Genomic DNA, 25,294 nt, shown 5'->3' on the forward strand with positions numbered 1-25,294 from the left:
AAGCCATCACTTAAGCGTGATGGCTTTTTAAAATGATTTCTTCAACATCAAGCACTGTCCCGGTCATTTGGGACTCATCTACCCCAAGGGCCTTAAAAGTGGGAATCACTTCACGTCCCGTCAGACCTGTTAAAGTCGCAACGAATCCGGCGCCAATCGCTTCGGCACAATAATAATCCGCAACAGAATCTCCCACAATGATCACAGTATCATCGACATTATTCTTCTTGTTTACCGCATCGAAAAAATGATTTTCGTCATGGCCATAAAGTGTCCATAAGTAACTGTATGGATGCGGTTTTGCCAGAGATATCCCTACACCTTCAACTGCTTCTGCAGCCAGCACTTCAGATGCTGTAGAAATTTTGTTGCTTCTGAAAATATCCATCAAACGCTCCTGATTGAAAGGGATTAACGTCTCCTGACGTGGTCTTCCTGTAGCCACTCCAATCTCAACACCTGCGTCTAGAAGTCTGTTCAGCATGCCCCGGATCTCTTCTGGCGGTACAATCCATTCTTCATCGTGAATGAATCCGGTTTTATCCATTTCCTCCGCTTCAATTCCAGTTGAAGTTTTGACGTCCCTGCTCCCCAAATACCACTCTTGATATTTATACTGGCCTGTCCTCCAAATGGACCCGGATATACCGAATGCTGATACGTCTTCAACACCCAGATGTTCTTTTGCATATTCCTGCAAAGCATCAAAGGTGGTATCTTTTTTGAACCCTTCCTTTTGTAGGAAGGCCAGTACCTTGGAATAATCAGGACGCCCGGACCCTAGCATCTCACCCATCCCTTGGAGGTCTGAAAGGTCTATGTTTGATAGATTGATGCCGGCTTTTTCAATCAGATCTATATATACAATAGAGAAAGTGATGAACAGCATATCCCAGTTGGAATTCAATCCCATCTGTTTAAAGCGGCTCAAAACTGCATCGTCGATGAATATTTCATTACGTATCTGTTTAATCTGATGATCATCATAATCCGTCTTGAATTCTTGTTGGTCAAGGTTAAGGTACCTTGGGCTATAAAGCATTTCATGGATCGCAAGTGCTGATACATCAAAGCACCTTTCCTCACTTAAAAACACCCCATCTACATCAAACAATACAACAGTCACAATTTATCCTCCCCGTCTCTATTCAGATGATATAAGATTAAGTTTCTCATATCATCAAGTAGTTGTCGACGATACTTCAGATGATCTGAATAGTCTCCATCATTATAGCTTTACCTTTAGTAAAAGTATAATTTAAGATACCATATACACGTGAGTATTTTTCCTAGTTTGAATATTGGCTATATTGACTTTTAATAGGATGAATTCGCGCTTCCCTTCAAATGCAAGATTTTAACTCAGGTTAATTTTTTTATCCTAATGCATTTTAATATCTTTCATTTTATAATGTAAGGCGTAACCACAAATGGGTCAGCACTCTTAAAAGAAAAAACTTTGTAAGGTACTATGTACCTGGTTGGAGGAATAATTATGGAACTCAGTCCGGTGGAAGTCATCTTCCTATTCGCAGGCGGACTTGGTATTTTTCTTTACGGCATCAAACAGATGGGTGACGGCTTACAAGCTTCAGCCGGAGACAGGCTACGGGAGATACTCAACCGCATGACTTCAAATCCTATAAAAGGTATCCTCGCTGGTATAATCGTTACAATCTTGATTCAAACCAGTACGGGGACCACAGTTTTGACCATCGGCCTGGTATCAGCAGGTTTCATGACATTGCGTCAATCCATCGGTGTCATAATGGGAGCTAACATAGGGACGACAGTTACAGCATTTATCATCGGATTGAAGATCGGTGATTACGCCTTGCCTATTCTTGCAGTGGGCGCTTTCCTTATCTTCTTTCTGAAAAACAACCCTAAAGCACATAATATCGGACGGATACTTTTCGGATTTGGTGCTTTATTCTATGGGCTTGACCTGATGGGGCAGGGAATGAAACCATTGGCGGAATACCCATGGTTTACAGACCTCATGATCGACATGTCATCCAATTCGCTCCTCGGTATAACAGTAGGAACAGTATTGACGGTCATCGTACAGAGTTCGAGTGCCACTATCGGTATTTTACAAAGTTTATTCAGCAATGATCTGATTGATCTAAGTGCAGCATTGCCGGTACTGCTCGGGGATAACTTAGGGACAACTATTACAGCTGTACTTGCCGCACTCGTCGGTTCTATTGCAGCAAAAAGAGCTGCCGCTGTGCATGTTATATTCAACTTGATTGGGGCAGCAATATTTCTGATCATCATGCCGCTCTTTATCGGCTTGGTATCTTACTTGCAGTCATTGCTCCAACTGAATCCGGAAATGACGATTGCATTTGCCCACGGCTTCTTCAACGTCTCCAACACGCTTATCCAGCTGCCATTCATTGCCATCCTTGCCTGGATTGTAACCCGCATCGTACCGGGCCGGGACTTTTCCGAGGATTACAAACCGAACCATCTTGACCCACTATTGTTGAAGCGGTCTCCAGGTCTCGCTTTGCAAGGTGCCCAAAAGGAAGTTCAGAACCTTGGAAACCTCACAATAAGCATACTGGATGACGCGAAAAAATTCAGTGAAAATAATGATCCAAAGATGTATAAGCAGATCAAAGAAAAAGTAAACGTAGTTGATACACTTCAAGATGCACTCAGAAAATATCTGATAGATGCATCCAAGTACGACATTTCCCCTGAAGATGCAGAGCGGCAATCAACGCTGCTTGAAGTAACCCGCATCTTCTACAAGGCGACAGATCAGATCAATGACTATACAGACCTTTACAACAAAAAGTTCCGTGAAAAGATCATTCTGACCGAGCCGGCACAAGAGGGCTTGGAAGATCTATTCAAACATGTCTATAAATCTTACAGCAAGGCTGTCCAATCGCTCGATATATACAGCCCACAAGATCTCGAGGAAGTCATCAGACTCAGCCAGAAATCCTATAAGATCGAGAACAAACTTAGAAAGCAGCACGTCAAGCGTCTGAACAAAGGGCTATGTTCAACTGATGGTGGCCTATTATATGTAGACCTGATCAGTACTTTAGAACGTATAGGGTATAATGCACGCAATATTTCTGAAACAAATCTTAATGATGACGTTGAAGATTTGGCGGAAGATTTTACAATCTTTGAATAGAATAAACGCACACCAGCAAAAGTCGGTGTGCGTTTTTATTTTATATTCTCCCTTTTAGCAGCGCATGCCAATACATGAATGGCAGCATATCCTTTTTGAATTTATAGAAAACCCTTTTATTATCAGACTGATCTAAAAACGCGAATTTCAAGTTTAACTTAGCCACCCGGGGATCATCCCAATCCAGAGTTTGTGAAACCACGCTGGTGGCTGGGCTTCACCTCCCCCGAGGGGGAGGTGAAGAAATTTACACTAGGCACTTTGTGCCATGTGTGTTTGATTGAGTGCCTTGGCGAAATGCTCATGCGGTGTCTGGTAACCCAGGATTTTACGTGGATAATCATTCATCCATCGTTGGATGCGCTGGATCTGTCGATCACTGACGGCAGAGATCGGCTGGCCTTTCGGGATAAACCGGCGAATGAATTTATGCTGATTCTCGCTGGTGCCCCGTTCATATGACGCAAACGGCCGGGCAAAGTAGACGTCTGTCACATGTTTCAAGGTGTCATGAAGTGCACTGAATTCAGAGCCATTATCCGATGTGATCGTCTTGAATAACGACGGCATGTAGTCGCCGGCACGGTCAACGAGCGATTCAATCGCCTCAGTGACGGGGTGCGCCGCCTTGCCATCTACTTTTAATAGTACTTCAAATCGGGTCTGTCGTTCCGCGAGTGTCAACAGCACCGCATCATCCTTGTGTTTTGCACCGATGACGGTGTCGATTTCCCAGTGACCGAATGTCTCTCGGGATTCGACAGCTTCCGGCCGGTCTGCGATGGACGGCCCCAGATCGCGGTTATGTTCACGATTCTTGCGCGTTTTTGATTTTGTATTGCGGCGCATCTTCTCCGATAGGTTAATGTTCTTCGTGCGCATGATATGCCGGTCAATCCAGTGGTACAGTGTTGTCGTACACGGCATCAGCTCAGCAGGGAACATATCCGCCTGTTTCGCAGGACGACCGCATCCGGTGACCAGTGGTGATCCAGCATCTGTGCATCTGCCCAGTCGACAAATGCATCGGACAAGCTCCATTTTGGACGTCTGCCACAGTGAAGTCGTTGCATTTCATAGCGTGTTTGGGCATGGTCTGGATCATAGACATAATACGCGTAATCATATGTTTTTCCATTCTGTTTCTGACGCCGCATCTGCTGGACAGTGCCGCGATGGATTTCGTTATTGATCGTTTGCGGCGCGCGTCTTAAACGGCGGGCAATCGCACGATTGGAGTATTTCTCTTTCTTTAAAACCTCAATTTGAGCCCGTTCCTCTTTGGTGAGGTGTTTGTCTTTGATGGATTCAGTGTTATCATGAAGTTGCGTCATGTGATTTCATTCCTTTATTGAGTGTTGTGGTTAACTTTCAATATAACATGAAATTCACATGACGTTTTTTGTATCAAAGGTGGCTAAGTTCATTATAAAATCCACCGACTGATCTAAAAATGTTGTTTCTTTCGGGAGGAGATCATAACCGAATTCTGCCATAATAAGCTCTCCGTAGCCTGTTGCGATTGGGCATGCTGTCTTACCATCATAATAATGCGACGGGGCCTCATCCTGCATCCTTTGGAGCAGATTATCCACCAGTATCGGCACCTGTTCTTTGACGGCTGCCCCCATTTTGACCGTCGGCAGGCTGGAAGCATCTCCCAAAGAGAATACTGTTGTATATTTATTATGCATTAAAGTGTAGGGGTCAACATCGACCCATCCTTCCGGGTTCAACAGTTCTGTATCTTGAAGGATCGAAGGTCCGTGCATGGGTGGGGTGATGATCAGCATTTCAAATGGCACTTCATGATGCTCTCCAGTCAATCGATCTCTGAAAATTGCCTGTTTCCCTTCCCCATCCACTGAAATGAGTTCACTATTCAACTTATAATCTATATTTTTTTCATTGAATTGACCAATCAGATTATCATTGTATTTAGCTACAGGAAACAGTTCCTTTCTTCCGCTACGAAATACCAGTTCGACATTTCGATTACGCCGTCGGATATAGTCATTCATTGTAAATAATGAATTTTCCGCAGATACCCCTCCCTTGATCTCAGAAACTGGTTTTGAAATGACAATCTTCCCTTCTTCGACTTTCTGAAGGCATTCGAAAGTATATTCTACGTAATCATATAGATAATTGGTGCACACCCCATTTTTTCCAAGCGACTCAGGTGCGCCTTTGATGGCGTTATAATCCAATTCCAGGCCCAAGGCGATTATCAGAAAATCATATTGAACCGTCCTTTCATCTGTTCCCACCTCGCGCTTGATTGGATCTACTTGCTCTACATTCTCCTGAATCCAGTCCATGCCTTTTGGAATGACATCCTCCATTGCTTTCCACGTTTCTTTAAGTTCCATTTCCCCGCTTCCTACAAGCGGCCATTTAGGTTGAAAATAATGATGGGATTCCCGTTCTATTATAAGAATATCATTCTTCAAGCTTTTATCTTTTTTTAGAAGCCGGTTGGCTGAAGCTATGCCGCCTGTACCGCCTCCCAAAATCACCACTTTGTATTGACGCTTCATATAAATCTCCCTTTTTTCTTAACCATTCCCTGTCAGAACATATTCAAGCACTTTTCTTCCATTAATTTGTCTATAACGATGTAATATTATAAATTTCCTATATCGCATCACGTTACCGTGTAAAACCCCATATTATTAGGAAAACCAATAGATATTTATGCCTGTTATTATGCCTGCCATTATAACGGATGACGTTATTAAATGAAAAAATACGGGGCAGGAGCCCCGTATTTCTAGTATTGGTTTAAATAATGCTTCAATTCCCATGTTGTTACTTGTGAACGGTACATTTCCCATTCCAAACTTTTGTTTTTATCAAAATGCTTATGAATATGGTTTCCAAGTGCCTCTTTCATAGTCTCGTCTTCATTCAATGCCTTCAAAGCTGTATAAAGGGTGGAAGGCAAGTCTTGGACTCCTACAGCTTCCCTCTCAGCACGCGACATCTCATAGAGATTTAAATTGACCGGCTCTGGAAGTTCCACTTTATTTTTGATTCCTTCCAACCCAGCTTTTAGGATAACCGCCAATGCCAAATATGGGTTGGCTGCTGGATCTACAGATCTGATTTCTGCACGTGTTGAGAGCCCTCGGGAAGAGGGGATCCTCAATAATGGAGATCTGTTTTTACCGCTCCAAGCTACGTAGCTTGGTGCTTCATAACCTGGCACCAATCTTTTATAGGAGTTTACAATAGGATTGCAGATGGCTGTGAATCCGCGTGCATGCTCTAAAATCCCTGCCATGAAGTAGGACATATCCTGACTAAGGCCCGAAGCCTTACTCTCATCATAGAAAGCATTCTCCTTGCCTTTAAAGAGCGATACATTAAAATGCATCCCATTACCATTTACGCCAAATATCGGTTTCGGCATAAACGTTGCATGAAGGTTATGCTTCCTCGCAACAGTTTTGACTATGAGCTTGAAAGTCTGTATGTTGTCGCATGCAGTAATGGCATCCGCATACTTAAAGTCGATTTCATGTTGTCCTGGAGCACCCTCGTGGTGTGAAGCTTCTATTTCAAAGCCCATGTCTTCCAATTCAAGCACGATATCCCTTCTACAATTCTCTCCCAAGTCCGTCGGCGCTAAGTCAAAATAGCCTCCTTGGTCATTCAGTTCAGTGGTCGGTTGACCCTTATCATCTAGTTTGAACAAAAAGAATTCAGGCTCCGGTCCCAAGTTGAACGCACTATAGCCCATCTCTTCCATTTCTTTCAACACACGTTTTAAATTAGATCTCGGGTCTCCTTCAAAGGGTCGGCCTTCTATCGTATAAATATCACAAATGAGTCGTGCGACCTTACCTTTTCCAGCGGTCCATGGGAAAACACTCCAAGTATTCAAATCTGGAACAAGGTACATGTCAGACTCTTCAATTCGAACGAAGCCTTCTATTGAAGAGCCATCAAACATCATCTCTCCATCGAGCGCTTTACCCAGTTGGCTTGTCGGCACTTCAACGTTCTTGACGGTTCCGAGAATATCTGTAAACTGTAGACGGATATACCTGACGTTTTCTTCTTGCGCCATGTCGATGATGTCCTGCTTTTTTCTTTTACTCATTATTCACTCTCCCATAAATTTTAAGACTTTATCTGCATTGAAATTTGAGCATATACGTCATTACAGCAGTTGATGTTCTGCCAAAAATGTCCGATTCCCAAATCATATTAATATACTAGCACATGATTTTTCAGAAATCTAACATAAATTCAATCTAAAACTGATGTCATTAAAAGATAAAGACCGTTGGTTGTTCTCCTGAACTGTAACCCATAATTTAGACAGTTTAAAAAAAGCGTTATGCTGCGAGTAGATGACCTCGGTATTGTACCGGGGTCATTCTTTTTAACCCCCATTGGTATCTTTCATTATTATACTTATTGATATAATTTCCAACCGCATGCTTCAATGCTTCAAAGGACGGGCAGGCTTTATGGTCCACCATGTCTTTAAAGTGACCAAAGAAGGATTCCATGGGTGCATTATCCCAGCAGTTTCCCCGGCGGGACATGGATTGACGGAGACCCAGCTGTTTGACTCTGTTCTGGAACTCGAGGTGGGTATAATGGACGCCCTGATCGGAATGTATCATTGCTTCCGGATGAAACAACTCTACGGTTTCATTCAGCTGTTTGAGGGTTCTATAGACGATATCCATCTTTAGAGATCGTGAGACGACATGGGTAATGATTTCTTTCGTTGTACTGTCTTTGACGCAGGAGAGATATGCTTTTTGGCCGTTTCCATAGTAAATATAAGTGATGTCGGTCAGATACACTTTGCCCGGTTCATTTTGATTGAATGCCCGGCCCAACAAGTTCTTGCATGTGCTGTGTGCCTTTGTCGCTTTCAACATATGCCTGTACGGTTTGGCCTGTCTGATTGTTGCGGTTAAATGATATTTTTTCATCAATCGCCGGATCTTTTTGTGGTTCATGATGATGCCGTAATCATTCTCCAAAAACAGTTTGATTTGTAGTGCACCGACCTTTCCTTTTTCCGCATCAAAGATCTTTTCAATCAATGCCGCATCCTTATCGTCATTTTCCATTCTCATTTGCCTGCCTGCCTCTCCTTTTAACCACGCGTAATAGCCACTTCGGCTGACGCCCGAGAGCTTGCATAGGTGGGACACCATATTTTTAAGTGGATGCTTGCGATGGAGCTGTTCAATCAGTTCATATACTTCAGACGGTTTTAGTCTCGTCTCTGATGCTTCGCCTGCCTTTCGCGTGTTTCGAGCTTTTTTAGGAATTCATTTTCTGCCTCTAAATATTTAATCCGTGCTTCTGCCCGCTTTAATTTTTCTGCTGCTGAGCGCGCCGTGTCGGATGGCCGTCCTGTAGCCCCTCTGCCCCGGAAATCATTTTCCAGCCCGACTTCACCATACTTTTCATATGTTTTTCGCCACCGTCTGAGGGACCGGCCCGGTTGTTCTTTTCCAATAATAGCCAGGTCAAATCCATGGTCAATGAATATCCGGGTCGGTGTCCCCCCTGAAAGATAGGTTTGGACAGCCACCTTCTTGAATTCCGGATGATAGGTGATCGAACGCTCTGAGACTCTGAGAATGTTTGGATTCGTTTCCAACTGCTTTATTTCAAATGCTGAAAAATGCCGTGCCATAAGATGCCTCCGTTCCAATACTTTGTTTCATTATAAACAAGATCATTGAGTGGGCACAGAAAAACCCGAATAATGGACGTTTTTTATTAACTGTCCATTATTCGGGTTTTAGTTCATCCAATCAACGGTCTTTATATTATTTACCCTACTAGGCTGACTGCAAAGACTATCAATATTATGATAGGCAGTACAAATCTGAGCATAACCATCCACAATTTATAGAAACCATACATGCTACTAGTTTTATCGACATTGAGCTGGTGCATGATGACGCGGCGGTCAATTACAAATCCGACGAATAGAGTGGAGACAAGCGCTCCGATCGGCAACATGATATTTGAAACCAGGAAATCCACGCTGTCGAATATCGACTTGCCGAATATCAATACATCACTCAAAACTCCGTAGGAGAGGGCAGAAGGTATACCGGCTAGAAATACAAAGAAACCGAATATATAAGCCATACTGCGGCGCTTCCTCTCGTTGCCCTTTATCGCATTTGCCACATTTATCTCAATCATGGAAATTGAAGAAGTCAAAGTCGCAAACAGAAATGCCCCAAGGAAAAGAATATAGAATAGAAATCCAAGAGGAATCTCGCCAAATACTTGAGGCAGCACTATAAATACAAGCCCTGGCCCTTCTGCTGCTTCCATGCCAAGGGATGCAATGGCTGGAAATATTGCCAGTCCCGCCATTATTGAAATTGTGATATTCATAAGGACAATGGAAAGCGCAGACTGGGTCAAGTTATGTTCTTCCCCTAGGTAGGAGGAATAGGTAATCATAGTCGTTGCACCTATACTCAAAGCAAAGAATGATTGCCCCAATGCATATAATATTGCGGTCGAATCAATTCCACCCAAATCTGGCGTCAGAAAAAATGATATTCCTTCCATAGCTCCCGGTAACGTTACAGAACGGATGATTACAATCAAAAACAGAATGAACAATAAGGGCATCATCACTTTAGATGCGCGCTCGAGACCTTCTTGTACACCCTTTGCTACTATAAAGGCTGTCAGGAAGATAAAAACACCTTGCCCGATTACAGCATAGAGCGGGTTGGATATTATGCCTTCGAAAGCTGCTCCATAATTGTCAATCTGAATCAAATTGATGCTCTCTCCGAGTGCTATGACCAGATATATCAGAATCCAACCTCCAATGACACTATAGAAAGATAAAAGCAGGAAGACACCAATATTACCAAGCCAACCGAATATACGGTAAGATTTTTTGCCTCCGAGGTATTCGAATCCTTCAATGGGATTACGTTGACTGGCTCTGCCTATAATGAATTCTGATAGGAGAAGCGGCATGCCGATAAAAAGTGTCATTAGAAGAAAGACAAGAAGGAAAGCGCCGCCCCCGTGCTCAGCTGTCATGTACGGAAACCGCCAAAGCGCGCCCAAGCCAATTGCTGAACCTGCTGCAGCGAGCACAAAGCCTAATTTGGATCCCCATCTGGAACTATTCATACACTAACCTCACTTTATAGGTATATTTAATATGATTTTACACATACAGTTCCTAATATATTAGCACATATTCCATATGTTTGAATACTCTGCATCATAAATTGACTGTTAGAATCCAATGAATATTCTATTGCCCGCATCTTTTTTTGATCATCATATTGAACATTATCCACCCATTCCCTAGAATATGGTTTATAAATTTATCAGGAGTAGGGGACTCTCTCCACTAGCAAATGATTTTATGTATGCGTATGATTGAATTTCATTTATGATGATAATAAGTTATGGCTATTCTAAAAGAAGTGAAGCAATGGTGACAGATCGATCATGTTTTGCATGAAGATAAAAGCGCAGTTCAGTTACTAATAAATCCATTTGTGCTTTAAACTAGTTATAGGTATACTAGCTTTCACACCAAAAGAGCAGTGTTCGATAACAGGTAATAACGTGGAAAATATGAAATGGCAAAGTTGTTGATGCAGCAATGATTTCGTTTTTAACATGAAGATGAGGAGGGTGCTGCCTTGAAAATTACGACCAGGCGAGCCATTACCCGCTATGACAGTGCAGGGATGACAAGCATCGAGGATACACTCGTTGAAGAATTCCCTCTTACAATATATATAAATGATGTCGAATTTGCCACATTGGTGTGCTCTCCCGAGTATCTTGAAGAACTGGTGGTTGGATTCCTTGCCTCCGAAGGTGTGATCCGGCATTTCAATGAAATCGAATCAATAAACCTGGATGACAGAGGCGGCTTCTGCCATATTCACCTGTTTCGTGAAGTCGTGACCGATCACTTCACATATTCAAAGAGGGTGCTCGGCTCATGCTGCGGCAAAAGCCGTCAATTCTATTTCCAGAATGATGCTGAAACGACTAAAACCTCAATGTCCCGGACCACACTCACCCCTTCTGCCTGCATCAGTTTAATGCAGGAAATGCAATCTAGCAGTATGGTCTTCAAGAAGACCGGTGGCATCCATAACGCAAGCCTCGGCACCAAAGATGGCGCCTTTCTCCATCGGGGGGATATCGGTAGACATAATGCACTGGATAAACTATATGGTCATTGCCTCAGGAACCGAATTTCCGTAAAAGATAAAGTCCTCATATTCAGCGGCCGCATCTCATCGGAAGTGTTGACAAAAGCTGCTAAAATCGGTGTCGGTATCGTTTTAAGCAAGTCCGCTCCTACGAATCTAGCCATAAAGATGGCTGAAGATTTGAATATTACTGCAGTTGGATTTATCAGAGGAGATTCTTTCAATATTTACAGCCATCCTTGGCGAATAGAAAAAGAGTTCAGCTACTAGGCTGGACTCTTTTCTTATTCAGCATAATAATCTTGGATGAAGTTGTGCCCTTCCAGATCCAACCGTCTATAATGACCCTTCATGATATCCCCAATCTTACTCGCCCACTCAATATCGGAAGCATAGAGATGATCACCTGGGGACTCAGGGTTCCACCGCATTGCATAGAGGGTATTTTGACCCTTATCCAAATAGTTGTTTTTAATGAAATCAGCCCCACCTAGAATTGCTTTTTCCGGTTCATTCCATCCTGCGCGTACTGCATAGCTCGTTCCTGCTTCTACAGCTTCAAAATCAAATGCCCCAATACCGAAGAAATTATAATAGCGCTCCCCTTCCAGTTCCTGGCCTTGGGAAAGCTGTGAACGTCCATTTCCTGTCTCCAATTGTGCATGGCTGATGAGATATAATGCGTTCACGCCATACTTCGACTGGGCTTCCATGAAAGCTTCGCCTTGTCCTTCCAATATCCCTTTACCTTCTAAAATTTCATCCAGTTCCTCTGCTGATGTCTCCACAGGCTCTGTCAGCACCAAAAACTGGTAATGAGTGCCATCTCCAGGCAATCCCATCGCTGCTTCGATTTCTTCCGACGTTGCTTTTCGAGTGGTTCCCTCCTGCAATTTCAAATGTAGTGCATCGCTTGAAAGTTGTTTATCCAACGCGTCTTCGAATGAATTTGAATCTTTATTTTTTTTGATAAGGGTCATCTCCGAATCTACAAAAGACAAGAAAAATATCGCTATGATACCCATCAGTATCAAAATAGGTATATTCTCTCTTTGTTTTTTGCTCATTTATTTTTCTCCATACATCCAGTTTAGCCATCTAAAAAAGCATCTGAAGATCAGATGCTCACTCTCTCTGAATTAGATTGTTTAATCAATCCATCAACCATCACGCTCAAGCGCTCCCTGAGTGCTTCATTCTTAAGTGTATACCCTGTTTCAGTCTTTTCAAAATCTTCGTTGCATGTACAGACTTGAGTCGGAATCACCATCGCATGGACCCCTCTCATGACCATTCTGAGTTGCGTAAGGGGATCGGAATTGCGCATGCCACCGCTGTTGCAATATAGTGCCACCAATTTCATCTCGAACTCATCAATCGATAAATGGTCCAATGCGTTCTTCAATATCCCTGAAAATGAAGTGTGGTAGTTTGGCGTACCGATAATGACCGCATCCGCATCTTCTACAAGCCGCTTCAAATACTCTGTATCATCCGTCTTACCTTGCCCGAAGATCGGCATATTCAGCTCCCGCAAATCTATATGTGCCACTTCATGTTCTGGTTGTCCTACGAGACTTTCAATAGTTTCTGCAACTGAACGTGTATGAGAACCAGGGAAAGCACTCCCTGAAAGAATCAATAAATTCATCTCGAAAGACTCCTTTGCCCATTATTTTGCATTTATACATCATGATAGCATCATAGGCAGTTAAATTATACCCGCCGAAGGTTGTATTAAATAAACTGAGATTGGCAGCGACCGACCTCAGTTCATCAATTTATCGTTTAAATTTTTTAGTTTTGCTACTGTCTCTTCATCCAATTCATCAACTTTTACATCACCATCTATTATTGATTGAGCCTGATCAACAGAAATGTCGACCGCCCTACCGATTTGATATGCCGTCAATTTTTCGGTCATCAGGTCGAAGTTTAAACCAATGTCCATATATTCACCTTCCCCAATCAATTTCGTATGATTATAATTTATTATACCACAAGTCCATCTATATAGGGTAATTTAAAGGGGGTACATCTATTAGGAAACCACAAGATAAAGTCACATGCCTCCATATGGTGTACATGTTCCCGGAAAACAACACCTTAATGTGATAAATCATATAAGTGCAGTGGAGTTCGAACAGGGTGTACGTGTTCCATATATACAGAGTGGTTGTCTTAATGGAATATGACTGACTGAAGGTCCAAACGGGTAGGGTTTAAATATAAAGAAGGAGTGATCGAATGATTGAATCATTGTTCGCAAAGCAAAGACAATTTTTTCAAAGCGGAAAAACACTACCGATACCTTTCAGAATAGAAGCGCTCAAACAATTAAAACGCAGCATCAAATACCATGAGGAAATGCTCCTTGAAGCTATGAAAGCTGATTTCAACAAGGGCGAACCTGAAGCATATCTGACTGAAATCGGCTATGTCTACAACGATATCAACTTCACCATTAAAAATCTTAAAGAATGGGCAGAAACGGAGAGAGTTAAGACACCACCGACTCATATCGGCTCAACCTCCAGAATACACAAAGAACCTTTCGGCGTAACGCTGATTATTGCCCCGTGGAATTATCCATTCAATCTCACCGTATCACCACTTATTGGCGCTCTTGGAGCCGGTAATACAGCAATTCTGAAACCGTCAGAACATACACCTCATGTCAGCCGGGTCATCAGTCATATAATGGCATTGGCTTTTCCAGAAAAGCACGTTGCTTCAGTTGAAGGCGGAGTGGAGACCAATCAGGAACTCCTTGATCTTCCTTTCAATTATATCTTCTATACCGGTAGCTCACATGTCGGAAAAATTGTAATGGAGAAAGCGTCGCAGCATTTGACACCCGTCACTTTAGAATTGGGAGGGAAATCTCCTGCTATAGTAACTCGGCATGCAGACATCAAATTAGCCGCTAAGCGAATTGTCTGGGGCAAATTCCTAAATGCTGGCCAAACTTGTGTCGCACCAGATTTTGTCTATGTCGATTCGAAAGTAAAAGAACGACTAGTCACCCACATGAAGTATTACACAAGGAAGTTCTATGAAAAAGACTTCAATGAAGGACGTTACATGAGCATTGTAAACAGAAATCATTTCGATAGGATAAAAGAGCTTATGCAGGGTGATATCGTATACGGCGGACGCTCCTTAAGCAACACCCTTGCCATCGAGCCTACCATCATAGATAATGCCGATTTTGATCACCCGGCGATGCAGGAGGAGATATTCGGCCCAATACTCCCTGTCCTTGAATTCAACTCCTTGGATAAAGCGGTATTGGATGTAAGGGACCTCCCCGATCCGTTGGCATTCTATATATTCACTGATAAAAAAACTGAAGCCAAGCATGTAGTACGTGCTGTTCCTTTCGGCGCCGGTGCAATAAACGATACCGTCTTCCATCTGGCCAATCCACACCTCCCGTTTGGAGGACGCGGTAATAGCGGTATGGGAAATTATCATGGCAAATACTCATTCGACACTTTTACACATAAAAAGAGTGTGCTTGATCAGACTACCTGTTTCGACTTCCCATTCAGGTACCCAAGTTCAAAATTGTTCTCAAAATTCATTAAGTATATATGGAAATAAAGGAGGATGCCTAGGCATCCTCCTTTATTTTCTTATCCTCTATTTCAATTGAATACCTATAATCCCTCTTGTAGATGTTCTTGTAATTTCTTCTTCTCAATAAGCCTGAGACGTATATAAAATCCAATAGCTGCACAAGTCAGCCCTGCTATGATTCCAATCCAGAGCCCATAGAACCCAAACGCTGAATATGCGGCAAGAACATATCCTGTAGTCATTCCTATCAACCAATAGGATACGATTGCAATGATCGAGGGCCACACTACATCTTTATAACCCCTCAATATACCTTGAAAAGCTGCCTGCAGAGCATCAGAGAATTGATAGACGATGGCAAAGAGGAATAACGGCATCGTTATCATAACCACATCCGGATCTCTGGTGTACAGGTATGAAATGGGCTCCCTGAACAAGTACAGTACGATGGAAGCCACACCTACCAATCCAAGACTCGAAGCAACCCCCATCGTCCTATAAAGTTTTGCTTCTTCAAACCGTCCTCCACCTGCACTGAAACCAACAACAATAGTCATGCTCATCGAGATGCTGAGGGGCAGCATGAAGAGCATCGTTGTAAAATTCAAGACAATCTGGTTTGCAGCAATGATTTCCGTCGTGAACATGATGCCAATCAGTAACGTCATCATTGAAAAAATGCTCGTTTCTACAAATATAAGTATGCCAATCGGTATACCGACTGCAAGATGATGACCTATAACGCTAAAGTCAGGCAGAGTGAACCGCTTTAAAACTTGAAAATCCTTCAGCTTCTCGACTTTCAAGACCATGCCAGCTGCGATGAATAGTATCAACCAATAAGTAATCGCTGTGGCAACACCTGCCCCTACACCACCAAGTGCCGGTAGTCCAAATTTACCGAATATGAATGCATAGTTGAAGAATACGTTTAACGGCAATGATGTCGCTATAACGTATAGCGATATGCGCGTTAAACCCTGTGCATCAATGAAATTGCGCAGTACACTGAATAGAAATAACGGTAGTACACCAGTAGAAAGGGCCGCAAGGTATTTGTACGCAATATCATGGACTGAAGCATCCAATGACATCAGAACCAACAAGTCATCCAGGAAAAAGAAACCTAATACAGCCACGGAAACAGTCAAAGCACCGGCTATATACATCGCTTGGTTCACTGTGTGATTCACTTCATCTTTCAAACCAGCACCTAACAGTTGTGCAACAATTGCTGTAACGGCTAAAAGAACGCCATTGATCCCGGTGGAAACAGGGGCCCAGAAGCTGGAACCAATTGCCACCCCTGCCAAGTCAGCCACTCCTGCCCTTCCCGACATCATCGTGTCGACCAAGTTCATGGAATATAGTAGCACCTGCGTCATCAGTATCGGCCATAATATCGTGATGAATTGCCGCCACATCTCTCTTTTAGATTCTGTATGATACATAATGTCACTCCTCAACTCTCCATTAATCCACTATTAGAAAAGCAGACACTCTCCAACCTATAGCACCATTCCTGCAACAAATCCGGCAATGAGGACTGGGATATTAAGGAAAACGAAGGTAGGTACACAAGTATCCCATATATGATTGTGCTGGCCATCTGCACTTAAACCTGCTGTCGGACCAAGTGTCGAATCGGAAGCGGGTGAGCCTGCATCTCCGAGAGCACCAGCCGTGCCAATGATTGCAATAATGGCCGTGATCGATAGTCCAAGTTCCATCCCCATCGGAATAAAAATACTTGAGATGATCGGTATTGTAGCAAATGACGATCCTATCCCCATAGTGACGACCAGTCCCACGAGAAGCATTGAAATGACTATCAGAACCTTTTGGTCTTCCAGTGCACCTGCGATGCCATCAACCAACGAATTGACATGTCCGGTTTCTGATATGACAGACGCAAATCCGTTTGCTGCAAGCATTACAATGCCGATATATGCCATCATTTTGATGCCGGATACCAATTCATCATCAAGCTGTTGCCATTTGAACTGGAAAGATAAGAAGAAGACCATTATTCCAGCCAACGCCCCAAATATCATGGAATCGGTCATTATTTGAACGCTGAACGTTATAATGATTGCGATTATCGCAATGGCTATGGTCTTGCCGTTGATTTGTTTAGGCGTGTCGCCACCAATTTCAAGCGTTTTATAATAACGGCGTTTCCTATAGAAGAACAGTGCAACAGCCAGTCCTGCCACGAAGCCAGCCGCGGGTATGATAAGCGCAGGAGCGACTTCGCTAAAAGCAATTTCAACCCCTGCTGATTGGAACCCGGTCACGATGGTATTTTGGAATATCTGTCCAAATCCGATCGGCAGCACAACATAGGGGAAGGTCAATCCGAAAGTCAAAACGACTGCGATGAGACGACGGTCAAATCCAAGTTCATTCATCAGGCTCAGCAAAGGCGGGATTAATATGGGGATAAAGGCAATATGTACCGGAATCAAGTTCTGACTCATTATGGAGATTGCCAATAAGGCAAAAATAATCGATACTTTGGCGACAATCCGTGCTTTTTTGGATTGTTCTTTTTTCAGGATTCTGATGATGAAACCCACCAGCACTTCCGTGATGCCGCTATAGGCGATTAAAGCTGCAAATCCGCCAAGCAATGCATAGCTCAATGCTATTTCTGCACCACCAACGATTCCTTCCGTAAAGATGCTGATAACCTCTCCATACCCCATGCCGGCCACAAGACCACCAGCAAGTGCGCCTATGAAAAGGGCCAGTACCACATTCAATCTAAATAGGCTCAATAATATCATTACCAGTACTGCAATCAGAACTGCGTTCACAATCAGACACCTTCCGTTCTTTGGGAATTATAATATTGTAATACTAAAGAGTGAGCAAAGTTTTGTCAATGCTTGTATATAGCCACGCTTTTGCAAATGTAGCTTAAAATTATGGTAGGAGCCCTTATGTTTAGTTGAATTATCCACCGGGAACTTAATAGGGATTATGTAAATGGATTGGAGGAAATTTCATGAAACCATTCATTAGACTCTATAAAGATCAGGATGTCTTCCAAAAAGCCGTAGACACGCTTATCACTAACAATGTAAATCGCAGTGATATCTATATCCTTTCATATGATTATGATTACACCAAGGAAATTGTCAGCAAAATGGGTATCAACACAGCCGGGGTCATTGAAATGGGAGTCAAAGAAAGTATAAAAGCTGCTTTAGAAGAAAGGGATAAAACCATGAGAAAACAATTCCAGGATTTCGGTTTCAGCGAAGGTGAAGCCGAGCGCTATGCAACTAGTTCCAATGAAGGAGAGACAGTTTTAATCGTGACAAATAACACCGATCTGGAAAAATACCTGGACTGATATGTAGAAGCCGCTTCTATCTAAAAGCGGCCTCTACTACTTCTAACAATCTTCCACAACAGCCCTCTCTAAGCCGGAACTGCTCCTAGGAAATGAGTTTCAACCCTACAACCGCAGAAATAATCAATAGTATGAAAAAGATGCGTCGCCAATCTCTGGACTCCCCGAAGAAGAACATCCCAAGAAGTGCGCCTCCGGAAGCCCCTATTCCCGTCCACACAGCATACGCCACGCCCATCGGCAATGTTTCCAGTGCGATTGCCAGGAAGAAGAAGGATAACCCGAAACATAGGAGTAAGAGGGCCAAGGCAGTGAGCGATTTGTCGTTATGCAATTTATTGATGGAAAGCACACCGCATACTTCAAACATTCCAGCTACTATAAGTGATATCCAAGCCATACTACTCCCCCTGCCTTTCCTTGTCATCTGTTACTATCTTCAAGCCTATTACGCCCACCAATATCAATGAAATCAAAGTGATCTTCAATGGTAAAAAGGGCGCGCCAAACAAGATGATTTCAGAGAGTACAGTCCCAAATGCACCCAGTCCTACGAAAACTGCATAGACTGTACCTACAGGTAGATATTCTCCTGCATTAATCATCAAGTAGAAACTGACAAAAATCGCAATGCCTGTAAACAGCCAATGATACCATGAGGTTGAGTGGGTCAAACCAATCACCCACCCTACTTCAAAAGCACTCGCAATAAATACTTTTATCCATTGTATACTCATCATTTTCCTCCTAATCCGTAAAAAAGCCTGGGAGAGAATAGATTTCTCTCCCAGGCTTTTGTCCCTCCGTGTCATGATCCGCTCATGCGCCATCTCTCGGACCAGTCCCATTGGATGGCGGAACCCTAGATGGCTTTATATGAATTTACTATAAAGTTTAACTGGTTTTCTAGAGATTCTCAAGCACACAATCTTTGGAGTCATTCACACTGTAGCTACATCGTCTACATCTTTAGCGCTTCCACGAGAGACCGTCCACAAATCTGGTAATATCTTCAAAAAGTGTTTCCTCTTCCCGGCTACGTGTCATGAGATGGCTTGTATCTGAATATCCTTTGACATGTTTTTCTTCGATCTGCAATTCATCAAAAATCTGCAGCGCACTATCCCTATATGACTCAGCATCTCTCTCACCGTATTTTACCGCTACGGGCACATCGATTTCCGATAACCGCCCATGTACTTCATCAATCATTGTTTTGAAATCTTTTAGGCCCTCCATAGGCGCTTCTTTGATTTCCTTAACCTTTTCTTCTATCTCTTCATCTGAATGCCCAACGAACTTCATGAAATTGCGCGTGTAATTTATCATTCTTTTATTGATGCCATCATTATCCTTATCCATAGGTACCGACATCGCCACTATTCCTTTTATACCTTCAAGCTCCTCGCCCGCTTTCAAGGAAAGGAGCCCTCCAAGAGAGACCCCAGCAACCGCAATTTCGTCATGACCGTTTTTCTTGAGGTCATCGTAAGCTTCTTCTACATCCTGCCACCAATCTTGAGGGCCCACCTTTGCCATTGCATCAGGACCCGTACCATGTCCTGCCAGACTGGGTGCCGATATTGTGTAGCCTTCATCCTTCAAATGTTCTGCCAAGTTCTTCACATCCCTTACTGTACCCGTAAAAGAATGCAATAGGATGATCGCCCTATAACCACCTTCATGATATATCGGAGCAGGTTTGACAATCTTCATGCTCATTCCCCTTTTCGTTGTTTCATTTTCCTTATTAGATACTTTGCCAAACATCCTTAAAATTTTTTAAAATATTTGACAATTAAATGTTCCCTATAGTATTATAGCTCTTAATTCAATATTCACTTATCAAGAGCGGTGGAGGGATTGGCCCTATGAAGCCCGGCAACCTTTTAGGTAAGGTGCTAAATCCCACAGGCATGTCCTGAAAGATGAGCGACTCAAGAGTCTCCCTTTATCTTTGGGCAGACTCTTTTTTAATTTTAATATATTATCTGGAGGTATGGAAATGTCGAAACACTATCGATTTGAAACAAAACAGTTGCATGCAGGCCAGGAAGTAGATACGGACACCAAATCACGCGCGCTCCCAATCTATCAGACCACTTCTTATGTATTCGATGACACTAAGCACGCGGCCGAACTATTCGGTCTTCAGGATGCCGGCAACATATATACGCGCATCATGAACCCTACGACTGCAGCACTTGAAACACGGGTCTCGGATCTTGAAGGCGGGGTTGGGGGTTTGGCTGTCGCATCAGGCATGGCTGCAATCAACTATGCCATCCAAGGTGTCGCTGGTAACGGAGACCATATCATTTCAACGACCAGCCTGTATGGAGGCACACATACGCTATTCAACCATACCTTCAAGAAATTCGGCATCGAGACAAGTTTTGTTGACACAAAGGATATTGATAACGTTTCACGTAAAATTAAACATAATACAAAAGCGATATTCATTGAAACAATTGGCAATCCTGAGGGCAATATAGAGGATATTGAAGCATTGGCTGAGATTGCTTCAACTCATGGTATTCCTCTCATTGTCGATAACACATTTGCCACACCTTACCTTTGCCGTCCACTTGAGCACGGAGCTAATGTTGTTGTCCATTCTGCCACCAAATTCCTCGGCGGGCATGGCACTTCCATAGGCGGCGTGATTGTGGACGGTGGGAATTTCAATTGGAACAACGGCAAATTCCCAGGTCTTACTGAACCCGATGACTCTTACCATGGGCTTGTTTTTACCGAGGCATTCGGTCCGGCCGCTTACGTGTTCAAACTTCGAACTACATTATTACGCGATACAGGTGCTGCGATATCTCCTTTCAATGCATTTTTACTGGTGCAGGGCATCGAAACATTATCTTTAAGGATGGAAAGACATGTTGAAAATGCAAAAGCCGTAGCAGAATATCTCGAAGATCACGAAAAAGTACAATGGGTGGATTATGTGGGCCTTAAGTCCAGTAAATATAACGCTCTGCAGAAAAAATATCTTCCAAAAGGCGCCTCCGCCATATTTACTTTCGGGGTGGCGGGCGGGTATGAAGCCGGAAAATGTTTCATTGAATCTTTGGAGCTCTTTTCCTTACTCGCTAATGTCGGTGATGCAAAGTCCCTGGTGATCCATCCCGCCTCTACGACACACTCGCAGCTCGACGAATCTGAACAGTTGAAAGGCGGAGTGAGACCTGAGGCCATCCGCGTATCTATAGGCTTGGAACACATCGATGATATCATTGGTGACCTCGAAAAAGCTTTGGATGCGATTTAAATGCCGATAAAAATAATTGAAGGCCTACCTGTCAAGTAACACTTGCACAATGAAAATGTCTATACGATAGAAGAGCATCGTGCACATACTCAAGATATTCGCCCGCTACGCATTCTTATTCTGAATCTGATGCCTAAAAAAGAAGAGACGGAGTTACAGCTTCTCCGTCTCTTGGGCAATACACCACTGCAGGTCGATGTGGATTTCATGCATATGAACAGCCATATCAGTAAGAACACACCCACCAGCCACCTTCAGAAGTATTATCACACATTCGGGGAAATAACTGACAGACAGTATGACGGCATGATTGTGACTGGCGCGCCAGTCGAAAAACTGGATTTTCACGAAGTGGATTATATAGACGAATTGCGCGATATAATGAAGTGGTCTGAAACCCATGTATTCTCAAGATTCTTCATCTGTTGGGGAGCCCAATTCGCATTGAACCATTATTTTGGCATCCAGAAGTTTGTGCTTTCAGCCAAAATATTTGGTGTATTCGACTATGATAACATCAAACCGTACCATCCCTTACTGAGAGGGTTCGATGATGTCTACCGAGTCCCTCAATCTAGGCATGCCCAAATAGATTATAGGGCGGTTCAGCATACAGAGGGGCTTGAGGTATTGACTAGCCATGACCGCTTCGGCCCGGACATAATGTGTACTGATGACCAGCGTGATCTCTTCGTCCTCGGTCATCTGGAATATGGCCGCACCACTTTAGAAGAGGAATATGAAAGAGATTTGCGCACGGGTGGAAAAATTCTGCCACCCTCCAATTATTTCATCGAGGACGACTCTGATTCCAGACCTGTGTTCTCCTGGAAGAGCCATGCCCATCTCCTTTTCAATAATTGGATCAATGAAACATACCAAAATACCTATTACGACCTCACACGACTTGAGGAATAATAACGGAAAAGCCTCTGAAACTGGATCCAGTTTCAGAGGCTTTCTACGTAATGTGTTTTATATTTCATGGGAGATTTTACTTGTTTCAAAATTTTCCTGTTGTTTTTTTCTGGAGAGCGCCATGAGATGTTTGAAAAATGAGTCGGCGTATTCTTTCAAGGCATCATCCTGAAGTTTATTTACATTCCTGCATATCACTTCTTCTTCACGTGTGCCATCAAACACTGGTATGCCTTGTGCAATTTTACATTCTGCTATTTCCTCTGCAACTTCCATACGTGCTTCAAACAGAGCGATCATTTCTGTATCTATCTCATCAATTTTCCCTCTCAACTTTCCATGAGTGTTCATGGCGTTCCCCTCCTTTATCCTATTGTTGGATAACTTGTTGATTATCAGCTGTTTTCTTTTCGATGTCGAGCAGCATATTTATCGATTGCATCAAGTCACCGAATTCATCAGGCGTCAAACACTGCTGGCCGTCACTCCATGCATTCTCAGGTTCTTCATGGACTTCTATCTGCAGCCCATTGGCACCTGCCATGACAGCTGCTTTTGCCATTGAAGGGATGACATGTCTGACGCCCGCAGCGTGGCTAGGGTCAACAATGATTGGTAGATGGGATTCTTTCTGCATGACTGGCACTGCCTGAATATCCAAAGTGTTGCGCGTGGCCGTTTCAAAAGTCCGGATTCCCCGCTCGCAGAAAATGACATTGTCATTGCCGCCGGCCATGACATATTCTGCAGACATCAACCACTCCTTCATCGTTGCCGACATTCCTCTCTTCAACAATATAGGTTTATCGGTCTCACCTACTGCTTTGAGAAGGTCGAAATTCTGCATATTCCGCGCCCCTATCTGTATAACGTCCACCGTATCTACAAATTCATCGATGTATTCTGTAGACATGAGTTCAGAGACGATCGGCAAGCCGGTTTCCTTCTTTACAACGTCGAGGATCCTCAATCCTTCGAGACCAAGCCCTTGGAATGCGTATGGCGAGGTTCTTGGCTTGAACGCTCCGCCTCGGAATGTGTTTGCACCAGCTGCTTTAAGCTTTTGTGCGAGTGCCACCATGTCATCTTCATGTTCAACGGAACATGGGCCGGCACAGACCATGAAATTCTCTGCACCTACCTTCACACCATCTATATCAATGACACTGTCATCTTCGTGAAACAGCCTATTGGCTTTTTTGTATGGAGCCTGTATACGATGGACACCATCCACAATCCTATATTTCGCGAAATCATTTTCTGTAACATTGGATGTATCCCCGATCAGCCCGATAACAGTCCGGTTTCTCCCGTCAGAGCGATTCACACCGAAACCTGCATCCTCTATATTACGTATAAGCTCCTGTATCTCACTTTCTTCTGCACCTTGTCCAACATGAATGATCATATTGCCAACCTCCCATTAGATAAAATCTTGATAAAAAAACCGCCACCTATTTATATAAATAAGTGGCGGTTCAAGTTGAATAAAATTATATTGCCGAATTCTAGCCACTTATTTTATATAAATGGCTAGACATCACAAAATGCTTTAGCCATCATTGATACAAACAGAATATGTTTTACGTTTGTACGCAATGATGAGTACAAACGGCATCAAAAATAGCTAAAATAAAATCGATTATGTTGTTGGTGTTTTATGTGTCCCATTATAATCGCCTCTTTTGAGATGTGTTGAGAGCAATTATAACCACCTATGATTTATTTGTCAATACAGAATTGTCAGAATTATATGGATTGATTTGGAGCCCTTTTACGCTTATACTACTTTAATACATTTAAAATGGAGGTATTCAATGAACATAGTCATCGTCGGCCTTGGCAACATCGGAGGGTCTTTCGCGCTCAATCTGGCTAAACATGCACCGGAGCATGAGGTGTTCGGTATTGATGTCGATAAGGAGGCACTCCTTTATGCAGAACAACAGAATATAATTTCTAAAGGCTATCAGAACCCGGAAGAGATAATTCCAAAAGCAGATCTCATCATATTTTCAGTCTACCCTGGAATTCTAAAATCGCTGATCGAGAAATACATCCCTTACATGAAAGAGAATACCATCATTACCGATGTAACAGGCGTTAAACGGACATTGATCAACCAAATCGAGCCGCTTTTGCCGGCCACAGTCGACTTCATCTTCGGGCATCCCATGGCTGGGCGTGAGAATCGGGGCCTGCATTTTTCAAGTGCTGAAGTTTTTGAAGGTGCAAACTACCTTCTAACCCCTACAGAACGGAATCACAGCAGGAACATCAACACCATTAAAGAACTGGTTCAACAGATGGGGTTCAAGGAGGTTTCCTTGATTACGCCCGAATTCCATGACGAAGTCATCGGCTTCACGAGTCAACTTGCACATGTCATAGCACTCTCGCTCATCAACAGCGACGACCCAAAAAGAGAAACTAAAAGATATACAGGCGACAGCTACCGGGACTTGACACGCATCACCAACATTAATGAAGCGCTTTGGCCTGAACTTTTTGTGATGAATAAAGATTACCTGATGGAGCATATAGAACGCTTTAAAGATCAGCTAAACCATTTATCAGATGCCATTGAAAATGAGGATTTCAATGCAATGAAAGAAATGATGATTGAAGCACGAAGCAGGTATCATGATCTGCACAATTAAATCACATCCCTGAATAACAAGATTAAGTGCCATGCATTCAATGCATGGTTTTTTCATCAGTCACTTCAAGTAGAAACATGAAACAACACAGATATATTTATCGTCCCACAGCCTATAAATTAA

The 25,294-nt window shown here is 43.0% G+C and carries 22 protein-coding genes, 1 pseudogene and 2 riboswitches; of the genes and pseudogenes, 7 read left to right on the forward strand and 16 right to left on the reverse strand.

Annotated features, from left to right (window positions below; translation table 11 throughout):
* Nucleotides 1-10: 10 nt before the first annotated feature.
* Nucleotides 11-1,126, reverse strand: coding sequence for an HAD family hydrolase (locus ACZ5LF_RS10905; RefSeq protein WP_380570128.1), 1,116 nt, complete (start codon nucleotides 1,124-1,126; stop codon nucleotides 11-13).
* Nucleotides 1,127-1,495: 369 nt separating this feature from the next.
* Between ACZ5LF_RS10905 and ACZ5LF_RS10910 the strand changes: the two genes are divergently transcribed.
* Entirely contained in the window at nucleotides 1,496-3,163 is a 1,668-nt protein-coding gene (locus ACZ5LF_RS10910; RefSeq protein WP_380570127.1) for a Na/Pi cotransporter family protein, read from the forward strand.
* A gap of 252 nt (nucleotides 3,164-3,415) precedes the next feature.
* Here ACZ5LF_RS10910 and ACZ5LF_RS10915 read toward each other — a convergent pair.
* The 5 genes and pseudogenes from ACZ5LF_RS10915 to ACZ5LF_RS10935 form a co-directional block, all read right to left on the reverse strand.
* Nucleotides 3,416-4,497 (reverse strand): annotated as a pseudogene (locus tag ACZ5LF_RS10915) (IS30 family transposase).
* 54 nt (nucleotides 4,498-4,551) lie between these two features.
* Complete coding sequence (locus ACZ5LF_RS10920; protein ID WP_380570116.1) at nucleotides 4,552-5,703, reverse strand: NAD(P)/FAD-dependent oxidoreductase; 1,152 nt, start codon at nucleotides 5,701-5,703, stop codon at nucleotides 4,552-4,554.
* Nucleotides 5,704-5,936: 233 nt separating this feature from the next.
* Nucleotides 5,937-7,271, reverse strand: coding sequence for a type I glutamate--ammonia ligase (gene glnA / locus ACZ5LF_RS10925; RefSeq protein ID WP_380709777.1), 1,335 nt, complete (start codon nucleotides 7,269-7,271; stop codon nucleotides 5,937-5,939).
* A 238-nt stretch (nucleotides 7,272-7,509) separates the two neighbouring features.
* Nucleotides 7,510-8,837 (reverse strand): IS3 family transposase gene (locus tag ACZ5LF_RS10930; protein WP_380570114.1). Its coding sequence is split into 2 segments (ribosomal slippage): nucleotides 7,510-8,468 and nucleotides 8,468-8,837, totalling 1,329 coding nucleotides; the frame shifts between segments, so codons are not numbered across the junction.
* A gap of 140 nt (nucleotides 8,838-8,977) precedes the next feature.
* Nucleotides 8,978-10,318, reverse strand: a complete 1,341-nt coding sequence (locus ACZ5LF_RS10935) for a sodium-dependent transporter (RefSeq protein ID WP_380570113.1) — start codon at nucleotides 10,316-10,318, stop codon at nucleotides 8,978-8,980.
* 524 nt (nucleotides 10,319-10,842) lie between these two features.
* On the opposite strand from ACZ5LF_RS10935, the gene fdhD reads away from it, so the two are divergent.
* Complete coding sequence (gene fdhD, locus ACZ5LF_RS10940; RefSeq protein ID WP_380570112.1) at nucleotides 10,843-11,637, forward strand: formate dehydrogenase accessory sulfurtransferase FdhD; 795 nt, start codon at nucleotides 10,843-10,845, stop codon at nucleotides 11,635-11,637.
* A 14-nt stretch (nucleotides 11,638-11,651) separates the two neighbouring features.
* Here the strand turns inward: fdhD and ACZ5LF_RS10945 are convergent, their stop codons facing one another.
* From ACZ5LF_RS10945 to ACZ5LF_RS10955, 3 genes are all read right to left on the reverse strand, one after another.
* A complete protein-coding gene (locus ACZ5LF_RS10945; RefSeq protein ID WP_380570111.1) occupies nucleotides 11,652-12,434 on the reverse strand; it encodes an N-acetylglucosaminidase in 783 nt (260 codons plus the stop codon).
* Between the two features lie 50 nt (nucleotides 12,435-12,484).
* Nucleotides 12,485-13,018 (reverse strand): NADPH-dependent FMN reductase, encoded by a 534-nt coding sequence (locus tag ACZ5LF_RS10950; protein ID WP_380570110.1) that lies wholly within the window; start codon nucleotides 13,016-13,018, stop codon nucleotides 12,485-12,487.
* Between the two features lie 117 nt (nucleotides 13,019-13,135).
* Entirely contained in the window at nucleotides 13,136-13,318 is a 183-nt protein-coding gene (locus ACZ5LF_RS10955; RefSeq protein ID WP_380570109.1) for a hypothetical protein, read from the reverse strand.
* Nucleotides 13,319-13,614: 296 nt separating this feature from the next.
* On the opposite strand from ACZ5LF_RS10955, the gene ACZ5LF_RS10960 reads away from it, so the two are divergent.
* Complete coding sequence (locus ACZ5LF_RS10960; protein ID WP_380570108.1) at nucleotides 13,615-14,973, forward strand: aldehyde dehydrogenase; 1,359 nt, start codon at nucleotides 13,615-13,617, stop codon at nucleotides 14,971-14,973.
* Nucleotides 14,974-15,029: 56 nt separating this feature from the next.
* Here ACZ5LF_RS10960 and ACZ5LF_RS10965 read toward each other — a convergent pair whose 3' ends face one another.
* The gene (locus tag ACZ5LF_RS10965) at nucleotides 15,030-16,400 is read right to left on the reverse strand and encodes an MATE family efflux transporter (protein ID WP_380570107.1); all 1,371 of its coding nucleotides are present in this window, start codon (nucleotides 16,398-16,400) and stop codon (nucleotides 15,030-15,032) included.
* 57 nt (nucleotides 16,401-16,457) lie between these two features.
* Entirely contained in the window at nucleotides 16,458-17,771 is a 1,314-nt protein-coding gene (locus ACZ5LF_RS10970) for a Na+/H+ antiporter family protein (protein ID WP_380570126.1), read from the reverse strand.
* Between the two features lie 188 nt (nucleotides 17,772-17,959).
* Between ACZ5LF_RS10970 and ACZ5LF_RS10975 the strand changes: the two genes are divergently transcribed.
* Nucleotides 17,960-18,310 (forward strand): YflT domain-containing protein, encoded by a 351-nt coding sequence (locus ACZ5LF_RS10975; RefSeq protein WP_380570106.1) that lies wholly within the window; start codon nucleotides 17,960-17,962, stop codon nucleotides 18,308-18,310.
* Between the two features lie 85 nt (nucleotides 18,311-18,395).
* Here the strand turns inward: ACZ5LF_RS10975 and ACZ5LF_RS10980 are convergent, their stop codons facing one another.
* From ACZ5LF_RS10980 to ACZ5LF_RS10990, 3 genes are all read right to left on the reverse strand, one after another.
* Complete coding sequence (locus ACZ5LF_RS10980) at nucleotides 18,396-18,710, reverse strand: DMT family transporter (protein WP_380570105.1); 315 nt, start codon at nucleotides 18,708-18,710, stop codon at nucleotides 18,396-18,398.
* Between the two features lies 1 nt (nucleotide 18,711).
* Nucleotides 18,712-19,047, reverse strand: coding sequence for a DMT family transporter (locus tag ACZ5LF_RS10985; protein WP_380570104.1), 336 nt, complete (start codon nucleotides 19,045-19,047; stop codon nucleotides 18,712-18,714).
* A gap of 45 nt (nucleotides 19,048-19,092) precedes the next feature.
* Nucleotides 19,093-19,187: riboswitch (guanidine-I (ykkC/yxkD leader) on the reverse strand.
* A gap of 92 nt (nucleotides 19,188-19,279) precedes the next feature.
* Nucleotides 19,280-20,026 carry an alpha/beta hydrolase gene (locus ACZ5LF_RS10990; protein ID WP_380570103.1) on the reverse strand — a complete coding sequence of 249 codons (747 nt, stop codon included), beginning with the start codon at nucleotides 20,024-20,026 and terminating at the stop codon, nucleotides 19,280-19,282.
* Between the two features lie 123 nt (nucleotides 20,027-20,149).
* Nucleotides 20,150-20,245, forward strand: a riboswitch (SAM riboswitch).
* Nucleotides 20,246-20,315: 70 nt separating this feature from the next.
* On the opposite strand from ACZ5LF_RS10990, the gene ACZ5LF_RS10995 reads away from it, so the two are divergent.
* A complete protein-coding gene (locus ACZ5LF_RS10995; protein WP_380570102.1) occupies nucleotides 20,316-21,593 on the forward strand; it encodes an O-acetylhomoserine aminocarboxypropyltransferase/cysteine synthase family protein in 1,278 nt (425 codons plus the stop codon).
* Nucleotides 21,594-21,635: 42 nt separating this feature from the next.
* The gene (locus ACZ5LF_RS11000) at nucleotides 21,636-22,511 is read left to right on the forward strand and encodes a homoserine O-succinyltransferase (RefSeq protein WP_380570101.1); all 876 of its coding nucleotides are present in this window, start codon (nucleotides 21,636-21,638) and stop codon (nucleotides 22,509-22,511) included.
* A gap of 57 nt (nucleotides 22,512-22,568) precedes the next feature.
* Here the strand turns inward: ACZ5LF_RS11000 and ACZ5LF_RS11005 are convergent, their stop codons facing one another.
* Both ACZ5LF_RS11005 and aroF read right to left on the reverse strand, forming a co-directional pair.
* A complete protein-coding gene (locus ACZ5LF_RS11005) occupies nucleotides 22,569-22,862 on the reverse strand; it encodes a chorismate mutase (RefSeq protein WP_380570100.1) in 294 nt (97 codons plus the stop codon).
* Nucleotides 22,863-22,881: 19 nt separating this feature from the next.
* The gene (aroF, locus tag ACZ5LF_RS11010) at nucleotides 22,882-23,919 is read right to left on the reverse strand and encodes a 3-deoxy-7-phosphoheptulonate synthase (RefSeq protein ID WP_380570099.1); all 1,038 of its coding nucleotides are present in this window, start codon (nucleotides 23,917-23,919) and stop codon (nucleotides 22,882-22,884) included.
* A 409-nt stretch (nucleotides 23,920-24,328) separates the two neighbouring features.
* Between aroF and ACZ5LF_RS11015 the strand changes: the two genes are divergently transcribed.
* Nucleotides 24,329-25,171 (forward strand): prephenate dehydrogenase, encoded by an 843-nt coding sequence (locus ACZ5LF_RS11015; RefSeq protein ID WP_380570098.1) that lies wholly within the window; start codon nucleotides 24,329-24,331, stop codon nucleotides 25,169-25,171.
* Nucleotides 25,172-25,294: the final 123 nt, after the last annotated feature.

Source organism: Salinicoccus siamensis, from assembly GCF_055391965.1.

Bases quoted from the DNA above. Each gene is read 5' to 3' on its own strand.
- ACZ5LF_RS10910 (WP_380570127.1), top strand. From the start codon at position 1,496: ATGGAACTCAGTCCGGTGGAAGTCATCTTCCTATTCGCAGGCGGACTT.
- ACZ5LF_RS10920 (WP_380570116.1), bottom strand. From the start codon at position 5,703: ATGAAGCGTCAATACAAAGTGGTGATTTTGGGAGGCGGTACAGGCGGC.
- glnA (WP_380709777.1), bottom strand. From the start codon at position 7,271: ATGAGTAAAAGAAAAAAGCAGGACATCATCGACATGGCGCAAGAAGAA.
- ACZ5LF_RS10935 (WP_380570113.1), bottom strand. From the start codon at position 10,318: ATGAATAGTTCCAGATGGGGATCCAAATTAGGCTTTGTGCTCGCTGCA.
- ACZ5LF_RS10945 (WP_380570111.1), bottom strand. From the start codon at position 12,434: ATGAGCAAAAAACAAAGAGAGAATATACCTATTTTGATACTGATGGGT.
- ACZ5LF_RS10950 (WP_380570110.1), bottom strand. From the start codon at position 13,018: ATGAATTTATTGATTCTTTCAGGGAGTGCTTTCCCTGGTTCTCATACA.
- ACZ5LF_RS10955 (WP_380570109.1), bottom strand. From the start codon at position 13,318: ATGGACATTGGTTTAAACTTCGACCTGATGACCGAAAAATTGACGGCA.
- ACZ5LF_RS10960 (WP_380570108.1), top strand. From the start codon at position 13,615: ATGATTGAATCATTGTTCGCAAAGCAAAGACAATTTTTTCAAAGCGGA.
- ACZ5LF_RS10965 (WP_380570107.1), bottom strand. From the start codon at position 16,400: ATGTATCATACAGAATCTAAAAGAGAGATGTGGCGGCAATTCATCACG.
- ACZ5LF_RS10975 (WP_380570106.1), top strand. From the start codon at position 17,960: ATGAAACCATTCATTAGACTCTATAAAGATCAGGATGTCTTCCAAAAA.
- ACZ5LF_RS10980 (WP_380570105.1), bottom strand. From the start codon at position 18,710: ATGGCTTGGATATCACTTATAGTAGCTGGAATGTTTGAAGTATGCGGT.
- ACZ5LF_RS10985 (WP_380570104.1), bottom strand. From the start codon at position 19,047: ATGAGTATACAATGGATAAAAGTATTTATTGCGAGTGCTTTTGAAGTA.
- ACZ5LF_RS10990 (WP_380570103.1), bottom strand. From the start codon at position 20,026: ATGAAGATTGTCAAACCTGCTCCGATATATCATGAAGGTGGTTATAGG.
- ACZ5LF_RS10995 (WP_380570102.1), top strand. From the start codon at position 20,316: ATGTCGAAACACTATCGATTTGAAACAAAACAGTTGCATGCAGGCCAG.
- ACZ5LF_RS11005 (WP_380570100.1), bottom strand. From the start codon at position 22,862: ATGAACACTCATGGAAAGTTGAGAGGGAAAATTGATGAGATAGATACA.
- aroF (WP_380570099.1), bottom strand. From the start codon at position 23,919: ATGATCATTCATGTTGGACAAGGTGCAGAAGAAAGTGAGATACAGGAG.
- ACZ5LF_RS11015 (WP_380570098.1), top strand. From the start codon at position 24,329: ATGAACATAGTCATCGTCGGCCTTGGCAACATCGGAGGGTCTTTCGCG.